This is a genomic window from Roseovarius sp. (genome assembly GCF_040219995.1).
In the GTDB taxonomy this organism is placed as follows: domain Bacteria; phylum Pseudomonadota; class Alphaproteobacteria; order Rhodobacterales; family Rhodobacteraceae; genus Roseovarius.
In genome coordinates, this window is the sequence record NZ_JAVJUC010000046.1 from 141,281 (window position 1) to 154,006 (window position 12,726).

Below are 12,726 nucleotides of genomic sequence, written 5' to 3' on the forward strand. Positions count from 1 at the left end.
TCGGCGTGCGGCGCTCTTATAGTTTTGATCATGTTGATGCAGAACCATATCGCCCGCCTGCCCCGCGCCCCCCGGCGCGGCCTCCGGGCTGTTCTGCTAGGCCTAAGCCGCCTCTGAGCGTGCCGTCATGGCGCGACCGCTCAGAGGATGTGCCGTTTTCGCGCCGCAGGCTTAGGATTCATTGAAAGAGACCCGACATGACAGATCAGACCAAAGATAAAGTGGTGATCTTTGACACCACCCTCCGCGATGGCGAACAGTCGCCCGGCGCGACCATGACCCACGCCGAAAAGCTCGAAATCGCGTCGATGCTCGACGAAATGGGCGTCGATATCATCGAGGCGGGCTTTCCGGTCGCCTCCGAGGGAGATTTTCGCGCCGTCAGCGAGATCGCCAAACAGGCGAAAGATGCCACGATTTGCGGCCTCGCCCGCGCCAACCTCAAGGACATCGACCGCTGCTGGGACGCGGTGAAACACGCGAATTCCCCGCGCATTCATACCTTCATCGGCACCTCGCCGCTGCACCGTGCGATCCCCAATCTCACGCAGGATGAAATGGCCGACCGCATCCACGAGACGGTGACGCATGCGCGCAACCTCTGTGACAACGTGCAATGGTCGCCGATGGATGCCACGCGCACCGAATGGGACTATCTCAAGCGCGTCGTCGAAATCGCGATCAAGGCGGGCGCCACGACGATCAACATCCCCGACACGGTGGGCTATACCGCCCCGGTCGAGAGCGCCGATCTGATCCGCCGCCTCATCAATGAGGTGCCGGGCGCCGATGAAATCGTCTTTGCAACCCATTGCCATAATGACCTCGGCATGGCGACCGCCAACGCCCTTGCGGCCGTCGCTGGCGGCGCGCGGCAGATCGAATGCACGATCAACGGGCTGGGCGAGCGCGCGGGCAACACCGCGCTGGAAGAGGTGGTGATGGCGCTCAAGGTGCGCGGCGACATCATGCCCTATGAGACCGGTATCGACACTCGCAAGATCATGAACATCTCGCGCCGGGTGGCGGCTGTGTCGGGCTTTGCCGTGCAGTACAACAAGGCGATCGTCGGCAAGAACGCCTTTGCGCACGAGTCGGGCATCCACCAGGACGGCATGCTCAAGAACGCCGAGACCTTCGAGATCATGCGCCCCGAGGATGTGGGCCTCGCCGCCACCAATATCGTCATGGGCAAGCATTCGGGCCGCGCCGCGCTGCGCGCCAAGCTGCATGATCTCGGTTACGACCTTGCCGACAATCAGTTGGGCGACGTGTTCGTGCGGTTCAAGGAACTCGCCGATCGCAAGAAAGAGGTCTATGACGAGGACCTGATCGCATTGGTGAATGCCGGGCTCGATGACGAGAGCGACCGCTTGCAGATCAAGCACTTGCAAGTGATCTGCGGCACCGACGGGCCGCAAAAGGCGACGCTCACCATGGTGATCGACGGCGAAGAAAAATCGACCGAGGCCACCGGCGACGGCCCGGTGGATGCCACTTTCAACGCGGTCAAGGCGCTCTTTCCGCATGAGGCGCGGCTGCAACTCTACCAGGTGGCCGCCGTGACCGAGGGCACCGACGCACAGGCCACCGTGTCCGTGCGGATGGAGGAAGAGGGCCGCATCGTGACCGGGCAATCGGCGGATACCGATACCGTCGTGGCCAGCGCCCGTGCCTATGTCCACGCGCTCAATCGGCTGCTGGTACAGCGCGAGAAAACCGGCAGTGACAAGCGTGAAGTCAGCTACAAGGACGTCTCCTGACGCCCGTCGATCACGCCCACGCCCGGCCCAGACCGGGTGGGGGCAGACCGCTCAGACCATCAAGGCTGTCGCCACCAGGAAGGCCCCTGCCGCAAGGCCCGACGACACCGTGCGCAGGTGGTTGAACATCGTCCATCGCCGCACGTAGTGCCGCCAATAGGTCAGCGTATCCGGCGCATCGGCCCTCATCATATCCAGCCGCTTGTTCATCGGCACGTTGCCCAGCATCGTCACCAGCACGGTGCCGATCACATAGAGCGCGGCCCCCGCGACGATCCAGAACATTGCCGCCCCCTCGATACGGGCAACCGCGTAGAGCCCAAGGGCCACCGCCACCGGATCGAGCCCCAAGAGGGCCACAAGGAAAGCCGAGCCATAAACCTCGCGATTGATCATCTGCATCGCCTCGATCCCGGCCACGCCCCGCGCCACCCCGAGCGCACGCATCACGAAATCGGAAAAGGTGAGAAACACCCCCGACACCAGTGCCATGGCGAGCGCGGTGCCACCAAAGACGATCAGTTCCACTAGATTTGTCATATCTTTGTCTCCTGTTCGAGTATTGGGGTCTCAGGCTGCCATGCGGCCCATGTCGCGCGCGCGTTCGATCCAGCGGCCGCGCTTGGCCGCGTCCGACAGCTTGACCGAGCCGAATTGCACCACCTTGCGCGGCTTGATCCCGCAGAATTTCAGCACCTGATTACGGATAACCCGACGCGGCGGCTTGAGATAAAGAAGCGTGTCGATCAGCGTCGGCGTGTCCGAGGTGAGGATCGCATCCGCCGTACGGCCCGTTAGCAACTTGTCCCAGCCCATACCGCGCTTGTGGTATTTGAACCCGAAGCCCGAGTTCAGCGCACGATCCAGCACCGCCTTGGCGCGCGCGGGCATCGCTCCCCACCAATAGGGATGCACGATCAGCAGGTGATCGGCCCAGGCAACATTCTCCTGCCACGCCAAGAGGTCGGGTTCGAGTGCGGGCATGTCCGGGCCATAGCCCTCGAAATGCGGATCAAAGAGCATGGCGTTGAGATCCATACGCCGGATTGTGGCCCCGGCGCTCTCAGCACCGGCCTCATACGCATCGGCGAGAGCGGAACAGAAGGACGTGGCGCGGGGGTGGGCCACCCAGATGAATATCTTGCGGGTCATATTGATTTCTCCGTTGACTTTACATTGTGTAAATTGACACGGTGTCAATAAGCGAAAGGTTTACTCTATGTCAAGCGAAATTTCGACGACCCGCGACCGCATTCTCAATGCCGCGTGGACCCTGCTGGAATCAAACCCGGGCGTGGCCGCGCGTATGTCGGATATCGCCAAGGCGGCAGGCGTCAGCCGGCAGGCACTCTACCTGCATTTTCCGAATCGGACGGAGCTTTTCATCGCGGTGACGCGGCATCAGGATGCGGTCTTCGGCGTGCAGGACATGCTCGAGGCAAGCCGTGCTGCTGCAACCGGAGAGGCCCGGCTGCAGGCGTTCATCACCGCCTGGGGCAATTACATTCCGCGCATTTTCGGCGTCGCCAAGACCCTGCTGGTCATGCGCGAAACCGATGCCGACGCGGCGCAAGCCTGGGACGAGCGAATGGCTGACATGCGCGAGGGCTGTGCCGCTGCGGTGGCGGCTCTGGCGCGGGACGGGGCATTGGTCATGGAGGAGCGCGAGGCGACCGACCTCTTGTGGACGCTGCTTTCGATCCCGACATGGGAGCATCTCACGCGGCTCTGCGGCTGGCCGCAGGAGCTTTACATGTCGGAGATTACCCGCCTCGCACGGCTCGGGCTTTGTGGGCAGGCATAAGTATCATCCCGGGCGCGGGCGGATTTACTCCGCCCATTCCCAGGGGCGCGTGAACTGGCCGAGGACGTGGCCGATAGCTTCTTCATCCGCGTCGCCGGTCCGGGTCAGCTGCGCCACCAGCCCGCGTTTCTTGTCATCCACCACTGAGGTCACCTGCGCGGCAATGCCCGCCTCGCCGAGTGCGGCGTTATATATCCGGGTGATCGCGCGCTTGCGCAAATCGGGTTTGAAGACCTTGCCAACGGCGGTCTTGGGCAACTCGTCCAGCACCTCGATATATTTCGGGATCGCGGCGCGCTCATGCACGTGAATCTTGCAATGCTCCAGCAGGTCCGCGCCGGTGGCACTGCCGCCCTCGACCAGCTCGACATAGGCGCAGGGCATTTCGCCGGAATAGATATCGGGTTGCCCAATCGCCCCGGCCATGGCCACATCGTGATGCGCCATCAGCGCCTCCTCGATATCCGCCGGGTCGATATTGTGCCCACCCCGGATGATCAGATCCTTGGCGCGCCCGGTGATCCAGAGATAGCCATCGCCGTCGATCCGCCCCAGATCACCGGTACGCAGATAGCTCTCGTGGTGATAAAGATCCTTGTTCTTGGCCGCCTCGGTATAGGTGCTGCCCGGAAAAACCCCGGGGTTCGAGATGCAGATTTCGCCCACCTCGTCAGTGTCGCATTCCACCGGTTGGCCCTCCGCCACCTTGTATATACGCACATCTGTATAGGGAAACGGCACCCCGACCGAGCCCACTTTCTTCTGGCCCTCGGGCGGGTTGCACGACACAAGACAGGTCGCCTCGGTCAGCCCATAGCCCTCGATAACCTTCATGCCCGTGGCGGATTCGAAACGGTTGAAAAGTTCCAACGGCATCGGCGCGGAGCCGGAAAACGCGTTCTTGACGGTCGACAGATCGGCATCCACCTTGCGCTGCATCAACGCCGAAACGGCGGTCGGCACGGTAATCACGAAGCTGATCTTCCAGCGTTCGCAAAGCTTCCAGAAGTTGTCGAACACCCCCTCGCCGCGATAGCCCGCAGGCGTCGGAAAGACCACATGCGCGCCCGACTTGATACAGGCCATCAGGATCACGTGGCAGGCAAAGACATGAAACAGCGGCAGCGGGCACATCACGTTGTCGTCCTCGGTGAACAGCAGGGTATGCCCGACCCAGCCGTTATAGATCATGCCTGAATATTTGTGCTGCGCGACCTTCGGCATGCCCGTAGTGCCGCCCGTGTGGAAATAGGCAGCGACCCGGTCGCCCGCACTATCCTTGAAATTCAGTGTCTTGCTCTGTCCCGCCATCGCCTTGTTGAAATCGAGCACATCGGCATGGTGACCGGTCGGATTCTTCGGGCGCACCAGCGGCACGATCCAGCTCTTCGGCGGGGTCAGGTAGCGGTTGAGATCAATCTCATAAACTGTGTGCACATCGGGCGCGTGGCGCACCGCCTCGGCAGTCTTCTGCGCGATATCGGTCTTGGGGAAGGCCTTGAGCGTGACCACCACCTTGGCCCCGGTTTCGCGCAGAATGGCGGCGATCTGTTCAGGCTCCAAGAGCGGGTTGACCGGGTTGACGATCCCCGCAATCGCGCCACCGATTGTGGCGACGGCGGTCTCGATACAGTTGGGCAGGACCAACGCGATCACATCGTCCTCAGCCAGTTTCAGGCTGCGGAAAAGGTTCGCCGACTGACAGCACTGATCGTGAAACTGTTGCCATGTCAGGCTCTGCGCCTTGTCGGTGGGGCCAGAAAGCAACTGATAGCTGAGTGCCGGACGGTCCGGAAAGGCGCGCGCGGTCTCGCTAAGCATCTGGTAGAGCGTCGCCGGTTTCTCACGCGCCTCCCAAGGCATCTCGTTCTGAATGTCGAGCGCGTCCTGCCGCGATGTGAAAGCCATCGGTCCGTCCTCCCATTATGCCCCGCCTCTCCCGCGCGGGTGCTCCCTGCGCGACAGAATGTGCGGGAATGCGAGGCGGCGCAAGTTTTACGCTGCGTATCCGTGTCTCTCGGCTAACGCCTCAGTCCTGCGGGCCGAGGCACCCGGTCAGCGCGCGCGCCATGCCGCGCAGTATTTCCGGATAGAGCGAAGGACCGGGGGCGACATCACTGGCCAAGGGATCAAGCACGCCGTGGCCGACGTCATCACCAAAGACCGTGCGAACCAGCTTTGGGTCGAATTGCGGCTCGGAAAAGACACAGACAATATCCAGCTCTTCGGACATGTCCCGAAGTGCGGCGACCCGCGCAGGCCCCGGGTCGGCGGCATCCCCGAGTGCTATCGCACCCGCTGCCGCAATGTCGAAACGTGCCTCGAAATACTGATAGGCATCGTGAAACACGAGGAACGGCACGTCGCGCAACGGCGCAATTTGTTTGGCGATATCGGCCTGAAGAGCGGCGATCTCTGCTTGCACCGCTGCGGAATTTGCCTTGTAGAGCGCGGCGTTTTCCGGATCGTGCTCTGCCAGTTCATCCGCGATGACATCCAGCCAGATCCGTGCGTTCGCCGGATCGAGCCAGGCATGCGGATCGGCCCCGTCATGGGCGTGGCCGTGATCATCGTGGCCGTGGTCATCGTGTGCATGATCGTCATGGCCGAGGTCGTGGTCGCCATGCTCATCAAAGGCGATGCCCTCGCGGAATGGCAAAACGCGCGTCTCACCGGCCCCCAGAAGGGCAATCACATGCGCATCTTCGGCCAGCGAGGCGATCGACCCTTCAAGCCAGGGCGTCAACCCCTCCCCTATCCAGAAGACGAGGTCGGCTGCCTCCAGCGCCGCCGCCTCGGACGGGCGCATCGCGTACCCGTGCGGCGATGCGCCGGGCGCGATCAGAAGATCGGGCGTGCCTGCCCCCTCCATGACCTGCGCCACGAGCGAATGTACCGGCGTGATATCGGCCACGACCTTGGGTGCCTCAGCCTGTGCCGCCCCGGCAAACCCCAGACCGGCACTCAATGCTGCGATGACTCGAAGCGACATGGAAGACCCTCTCTATATGTAATATCATAACGTATCAGAGCGCTTGATAATTGTAACTCTATAACATATCAAGCCCCAAAATTACCCGCAGTGGAGGCCCGTCATGGATACCATCGGATTCGAGCAGCATGATCACAAAAGCTGTGTGCAGGGCGCTCTTTCGGCTGTCGAGGCACAGTGCGCCGCACATAAGCTGCAATTCACTCCGGTGCGCCGCCGGGTACTGGAAATCCTGCTCAGCGAGCACCGCGCCATGGGCGCCTATGAAATTCTCGACGTGCTGCGCGACGAAGGTCTGGGGTCGCAGCCCCCGGTCGCCTATCGCGCGCTCGACTTCCTCGTCAGTCATCGCTTCGCGCACAAGGTCGAACGGCTCAACGCCTTCATCGCCTGCACCCATCCGGGGCAGACGCACACGCCCGCCTTCCTTATCTGCCGCAACTGCGATGCCGTAGCCGAGGCCCATGCCGAACCCACGCGCGGCATTCTGGGCAGGGCCGCCGATGAGGCGGGCTTTGCCATCGAGCAGGCCGTGGTCGAAGCCGTGGGCCTGTGCCCCAACTGCCGCGAGGAGCAGCCCGCATGCGCCTGATCGAGACCGACGGGATCGCGGTGCGCCTAGGCGGGTCCATGGTGCTACACGATGTGAGCCTCGCCGTTGAGCGGGGCGAGATCGTGACCATCGTCGGTCCCAACGGATCGGGTAAATCAACGCTCCTGCGCACCATCATCGGCGCGATCAAACCAGCCCGCGGACAGATCCGCCGATCGCCCGGGCTGCGCATCGGGTATGTCCCACAAAAGCTGCATATCGACCCTACCCTGCCCCTCACCGTGGCCCGGTTCCTGAGCCTGCCGCGCCGCCACTCGCCCGCGACCGTGCGTGCGGCGCTTGAACAGGCAGGGTCGCCCGACCAGCGGGACCGGCAGATGACCGATCTCTCGGGCGGGCAATTCCAACGAGTGCTTCTTGCCCGGGCGCTGATGGAGAAACCTGACTTGTTGATTCTCGACGAGGCCACGCAGGGCCTTGACCAACCCGGCTCCGCCGCGTTCTACCGCCGGATTGAGGAGGTCCGGCAGGAGATGGGCTGCGCCGTGCTGATGGTCAGCCACGAATTGCACGTGGTGATGAGTGCCAGCGACCGGGTGATCTGCCTCAACGGTCATGTCTGCTGCGAAGGTCGCCCCGAGATCGTGGCACAGGCCGAAGAATACCGCGCCATTTTCGGAACCGGCACGCAGGGCGCGCTCGCACTTTACCGCCACGACCATGACCACGGTCATGATCATGATCACGATCATCCGCACAGCCACGAGGCCGCCGAATAATGCTTGACGATTTCCTGATGCGCGCGGCACTTGCCGGGCTTGGCGTGGCGATTGCGGCGGCGCCCCTCGGCAGTTTCGTGGTCTGGCGGCGCATGGCCTATTTCGGTGACGCCACGGCGCATGCCGCGATCCTCGGCGTGGCCGTGGCATTGGCCTTTTCGATGTCGGTCTTTGTCGGTGCGCTGGTGATGTCACTGATCATGGCGACCACAGTCTCTACGCTGTCGGGGCGCGGCTTTGCTATGGACACGCTTTTGGGGGTTCTGGCGCATTCCGCGCTCGCCTTCGGCCTTGTGGCGGTGTCGTTCCTGTCAGGCGTTCGGATCGACCTGATGGCTTATCTCTTCGGCGACATCCTCGCCGTCAGCCGAGGTGACCTGGCGGTGATCTGGGGCGGCGCAGCACTCGTGCTGGGGCTGCTGGCGTGGCGGTGGCAGGCCCTCTTGACCGCGACGCTCAGCCCGGACCTGGCCTACTCAGCGGGCATTGATCCCAAACGCGAGCAATTGGTCCTTACACTCGCTCTTGCCGTTGTCGTTGCGGTGGCGATCAAGGTCGTTGGCGTGCTGCTGATTGCCGCCATGCTGATCGTGCCCGCCGCCGCAGCCCGCCCTCTGTCCACAACGCCCGAGCGCATGGCGCTCATCGCAGCATTAATCGCGGCCGCCTCGGCGCTCGGCGGTCTGCGGGCGTCCTTTGCGATGGACACGCCCACGGGGCCAACCATCGTCTGCGCCGCCGCGACGATCTTTGCCGCAACGACGCTCGGCAGCAGCCTCTGGCGCAGGCACCGCAGTCCGTCTGTCTTGTGATCAGCTTTTCCATTCAGTGATCTGACTTAATTTGTCGGGAATACTATTGACTCTTTTAGTCAGTAATTCGTAGGAATAACCCACGAATTCACTCGGAAACCTGAAAGGAACCCCGATGCACCCGTTCAAAGCCGCAATGAGCGTGACCGCCCTCATGGCCCTGACCGCGCCTGCCTTCGCGCAGGAGGTCAATCTCTATTCCAGCCGTCACTACGACAGCGACGACGCGCTCTATGCCGCCTTTACCGAGAAGACCGGCATCACAATAAATCGCATCGAAGCCAAGGCTGACGAGTTGATGGCCCGTATGGAGGCCGAGGGTGCCAACAGCCCCGCCGACGTGTTCATGACCGTCGATGTGGGCCGCATCTCGCGCGCCGAAGAGCGGGGGCTGCTCCAGCCGTTCGAGTCGCAAACGATCGAAGCCAACGTACCCGCGCATCTGCGCGACGACGAGAATCTCTGGACCGGTCTCTCGCAGCGCGCGCGCATCATCTTCTATTCCAAGGAGCGGGTCGAAAACCCGCCGCGCACCTACGAAGAGCTGGCCGACCCCGCCTATGAGGGGCAAATCTGCATTCGGTCTTCATCGAACATCTACAACCAGTCGCTCATGGCCTCTATCATCGAGAACCACGGCAAAGAAGCAGCCAAGGAGTGGGCCGCGGGCATCGTTAAGAATATGGCGCGCGAACCGCAGGGCGGCGACACCGACCAGCTGCGCGGCATCGTCTCGGGTGAGTGCGACATCGCCGTGGCCAACACCTATTACTTCGCCCGCGGCCTCGCCAGCGACGTGGACGGGCTGACCAGCGGTATCGACGGCATCGGCTGGGTCTGGCCGAACCAGAGCGGACGCGGCGCGCATGTCAACCTCGCCGCCGCCGGGATCGCCGCCAATGCGCCCAACAAGGACGAGGCCACGGCACTGCTGGAATTCCTCGCCAGCCAGGAGGCGCAGGCGCAATTCGCCAATGCCAACAACGAATATCCGGTCATGTCCGGTGTGCCGATTGGTGAGCATGTCGCCAAGATGGGGCTCTTCATTCCCGACAATGACACGCCGACCGCGTCGTTCAAGGCACATGCCGCAGACGCACAAACCATCTTCAACGAGGTTGGCTGGGACTGATCGGGCAAGACCCTCTCACGGACAAACGAATGCCGGGTTCGGGGATGAACCCGGCATTTTCAATCGTGGCGCATCGCGATCAGATGCCCCAGGCCGCGCATTTACGATCCACCGTCTTGCGCGCGACGCCCAGCCGGCGTGCCGCCTCGGCGCGGTTGCCCCCGCAGGCATCGAGCACGGCCATGATGTGACGCTGTTCGACCAGATCCAGCGTTTCAATCGCCTGAGTGCCGGTGACACGCCCGGAGCCCGCAAACTCCTCTGGAAACTCCCCCAGGATCACCGAGCGTTCGATCAGGTTGCGCAATTCGCGCACATTGCCGGGCCAGTCGTAGCGGCTGAGCTTGAGCAGCACCTCCTCGTTCAGCTCCAGCGCGGGCATGCCGAGCGAGCGGGAAAACTCGCTCATGAACAGGGCGGCGAGTTCCACGATATCTTCGGCGCGTTCGCTGAGGCGGGGCATCTCGACATTGACGATATTGATCCGGTGGTAAAGGTCAGCGCGGAAACGGCCCGCTTTCACCGCCTCTTGCAGATCGGCATTGGTGGCAAAGAGAAAGCGCAGGTTGAGCGGCACTTCCCGTTCCGACCCCAAGGGCCTGATCCGCTTGTCCTCCAGCACCCGCAACAGCCCGGCCTGCACATGTTCGGGCAGTTGCGCCACCTCATCGAGCAGCAGCGTGCCGCCATCGGCATGCAGCAAGAGCCCATCCTTGCGCGGCCGCCCGTCCTCGACCACACCGAACAGTTCCTCGGCGATCCGGTCTGCGGAAATGGCGGCACAATTGACCGCGACAAAGGGTTTCTCGGCCCGGTCCGACAGCCCGTGCAAGGTGCGCGCGGCGATTTCCTTGCCGGTCCCGCTCGCCCCGGTGAAAAGCACCGAGGTCGGCAAAGGTGCCAGCTTGGTCAGCATCTCGCGCACCGCCTGAACGGGGGCGGAATTGCCCAGAAGCCGCCCGCGCGCCGCCTGCCCACCCTCCGAGAGTTCATGCCGCAAGAGGTAGTTCTCGCGCGCCAGATACTTGCGGTCGAGCGCCCGCGCGACCGCGTTCAGGATCTGGTTGGCGCGAAACGGTTTGAGGACGAAATCGCTGACCCCCGCGCGCAGCGCCTTGATCGCGGTATCAAGATCCGCATAGGCGGTGATCAGGATCGTATCGGCAAAAAGCCCGACCTGCCGCTGCTCCTCCAGCCAATCAAGCCCGCTCTTGCCCGGCATAACGTTGTCGAGGATCACCAGATCGAAATGCACCTGATCGAGGATCTCGCCCGCCTCCTCGGCAGAGCGCGCCTGTTCCACCCGCTTGCAGCGCGGCCCGAGCGTCTTGATCAGGAAATTCCGCATTCCCGGCTCATCGTCGATGATGAGCACGGCGGCGCGCGACAGGTTCTCACCATAGTCGTCGCGAGTCTCGTCGGGCGCGGGCCTGGCCGTCATTCAGCCGGGTCACCCAGCCGGACAGCGTCGCCCGCGCGCTTGGCCTCGGAGGTGTAGCCCAACTCGTGCAGGACGGTGGGTGCGGCGGCGGTGATGATCCCGCAGGCGACAAAGGCCGCAATCATGACTTTCATTTCTCAGTTCCCTTCTGTTGCAGTGGCCCGGCGCAGGTAGTCTATCATATCCTGCCGGTCCTCGGGTGCCGTGATCCGTTGCATCGGCATCTTGGAGCCGGGGATGTAGTGATCCGGGCCAAGGTCGAACAGCGCGTCTATGGTCTGTTCACTCCAGACGATATCTGCACCGTCCAGCGTGTCGGAATAGGCATAGCCGGGCAACGTTCCGGCGCGACGTCCGAAGATCCCGTGCAATGTCGGCCCCGCCTTGCGCGAGGGCGGCGGCGTCAGCGCGTGGCAGATCGAGCATTTGCGCATGAATTGCCGTTCGCCGTTGTCCATCTCCTCTGCCGGACGCAGAAAGCTGTGCTCAACAGCACCCGCCGGGTCATAGTCGTCGAGCAGGTCCACCGGCCAGCCATAGATCACCTCGCTCAGGCCGCCCGCATAGATCATGCCACCATCGGGCGAAAATTCGAGCGCCCAGACCGGGCCCCGCGCCATCGCCTGAAAATCCCGTGCGATCTGCCAATCGTCGGTGTCGATCACCATGATATAGCCGTGCCCGTCCCCTGCCGCCAGTTGCCCCGTCTCGGCATGAAAGGCGAGCGACAGGACCGGGCGGCGGTCGAGCGTGAAATCGGCAATCTCTTGCCCCGTGTTCGGGTCCACGACCCGCGTCGCGCCATCCACCGCGCCATAGGCCAGCCACGCATCCCCCGGCCCAAGCACGAGGCGGTTGATGCCAAATCCTTGATTGAGCAATTCGCGCGGCGGTGCGCCCGTCTCGCGCCACTGCCATTCGCGCAGCGTGCCATCGGCAGAGGAGGAATAGAGCAGGCGGCCATCCTCACTGAACGCCACATCGGTCACCGCCGCATCATGCCCCTTGAGAAACCGCGCCTCGCCCCCTGCCACCGGCCAGAGGCCGATGGAGCCGTCCCAACTGGCCGAGGCGATCCACGCACCGTCAGGCGAGACATCGAGTGCGGCGATCTTACCCTGATGTCCCTCAAATCGCTGGCCTTCGCCGGTAGTCCGATCCCAGACAATGACCGTGAAATCATCCCCACCGCTGACGACGCGATCTTCGTCCAAAGGCTCGACCGTCACGACCGCCGCCGCGTGCCCCTCGAACCAACGCGGCGCACGGCCCTGCCAGAGGCCCACAGAGTTGTCGAAACTGGCCGACACAACCTGACCGCTCTCGGGCAAGACGCTCAGCCCCATCACAGGCCCGCCATGCCCCTTGAGCGTGGTGAACTCCTGCGCCGCCAGCGGGGCGATCCCCGCCAACCCCATGAGCCAGAGACCGAGCACCAGCACGCGCATGG

13 protein-coding genes are annotated in these 12,726 nt (G+C 63.2%); 6 read left to right on the plus strand and 7 right to left on the minus strand.

Going from position 1 to position 12,726, the window contains the following annotated elements; genetic code table 11:
• Positions 1–197: 197 nt before the first annotated feature.
• Positions 198–1,763: a 2-isopropylmalate synthase gene (locus RID11_RS20405; protein WP_350142143.1), complete on the plus strand. Its 1,566-nt coding sequence runs from the start codon at positions 198–200 to the stop codon at positions 1,761–1,763.
• 51 nt (positions 1,764–1,814) lie between these two features.
• On the opposite strand, the gene RID11_RS20410 is transcribed toward RID11_RS20405, so the two are convergent.
• On the minus strand, positions 1,815–2,303 hold the full coding sequence (locus RID11_RS20410; protein WP_350142144.1) for an anthrone oxygenase family protein: 489 nt from the start codon (positions 2,301–2,303) through the stop codon (positions 1,815–1,817).
• 30 nt (positions 2,304–2,333) lie between these two features.
• Positions 2,334–2,915: an NAD(P)H-dependent oxidoreductase gene (locus RID11_RS20415; RefSeq protein WP_350142145.1), complete on the minus strand. Its 582-nt coding sequence runs from the start codon at positions 2,913–2,915 to the stop codon at positions 2,334–2,336.
• A 67-nt stretch (positions 2,916–2,982) separates the two neighbouring features.
• Here RID11_RS20415 and RID11_RS20420 point away from each other — a divergent pair, with 67 nt between their 5' ends.
• Complete coding sequence (locus RID11_RS20420) at positions 2,983–3,567, plus strand: TetR/AcrR family transcriptional regulator (RefSeq protein WP_350142146.1); 585 nt, start codon at positions 2,983–2,985, stop codon at positions 3,565–3,567.
• A gap of 24 nt (positions 3,568–3,591) precedes the next feature.
• Here RID11_RS20420 and RID11_RS20425 read toward each other — a convergent pair whose 3' ends face one another.
• Both RID11_RS20425 and RID11_RS20430 read right to left on the minus strand, forming a co-directional pair.
• Positions 3,592–5,475: an acyl-CoA synthetase gene (locus RID11_RS20425; RefSeq protein ID WP_350142147.1), complete on the minus strand. Its 1,884-nt coding sequence runs from the start codon at positions 5,473–5,475 to the stop codon at positions 3,592–3,594.
• A 121-nt stretch (positions 5,476–5,596) separates the two neighbouring features.
• Positions 5,597–6,559 (minus strand): zinc ABC transporter substrate-binding protein, encoded by a 963-nt coding sequence (locus RID11_RS20430; protein WP_350142148.1) that lies wholly within the window; start codon positions 6,557–6,559, stop codon positions 5,597–5,599.
• Between the two features lie 103 nt (positions 6,560–6,662).
• On the opposite strand from RID11_RS20430, the gene RID11_RS20435 reads away from it, so the two are divergent.
• From RID11_RS20435 to RID11_RS20450, 4 genes are all read left to right on the plus strand, one after another.
• Positions 6,663–7,151, plus strand: coding sequence for a Fur family transcriptional regulator (locus RID11_RS20435; protein ID WP_350142149.1), 489 nt, complete (start codon positions 6,663–6,665; stop codon positions 7,149–7,151).
• Complete coding sequence (locus RID11_RS20440) at positions 7,142–7,891, plus strand: metal ABC transporter ATP-binding protein (protein ID WP_350142150.1); 750 nt, start codon at positions 7,142–7,144, stop codon at positions 7,889–7,891. Before RID11_RS20435 ends, RID11_RS20440 begins: the two co-directional genes overlap by 10 nt.
• A complete protein-coding gene (locus RID11_RS20445; protein WP_350142152.1) occupies positions 7,891–8,703 on the plus strand; it encodes a metal ABC transporter permease in 813 nt (270 codons plus the stop codon). Before RID11_RS20440 ends, RID11_RS20445 begins: the two co-directional genes overlap by 1 nt.
• Before the next feature lie 115 nt (positions 8,704–8,818).
• Positions 8,819–9,835, plus strand: a complete 1,017-nt coding sequence (locus RID11_RS20450; RefSeq protein ID WP_350142153.1) for an extracellular solute-binding protein — start codon at positions 8,819–8,821, stop codon at positions 9,833–9,835.
• A gap of 79 nt (positions 9,836–9,914) precedes the next feature.
• Here the strand turns inward: RID11_RS20450 and RID11_RS20455 are convergent, their stop codons facing one another.
• The 3 genes from RID11_RS20455 to RID11_RS20465 are packed head-to-tail and all read right to left on the minus strand — an operon-like array spanning position 9,915 to position 12,724.
• The gene (locus RID11_RS20455; RefSeq protein ID WP_350142155.1) at positions 9,915–11,276 is read right to left on the minus strand and encodes a sigma-54-dependent transcriptional regulator; all 1,362 of its coding nucleotides are present in this window, start codon (positions 11,274–11,276) and stop codon (positions 9,915–9,917) included.
• Positions 11,273–11,410, minus strand: coding sequence for a hypothetical protein (locus RID11_RS20460; protein WP_350142156.1), 138 nt, complete (start codon positions 11,408–11,410; stop codon positions 11,273–11,275). Before RID11_RS20460 ends, RID11_RS20455 begins: the two co-directional genes overlap by 4 nt.
• 3 nt (positions 11,411–11,413) lie before the next feature.
• Positions 11,414–12,724 (minus strand): c-type cytochrome, encoded by a 1,311-nt coding sequence (locus RID11_RS20465; RefSeq protein ID WP_350142157.1) that lies wholly within the window; start codon positions 12,722–12,724, stop codon positions 11,414–11,416.
• Between the last annotated feature and the right edge of the window lie 2 nt (positions 12,725–12,726).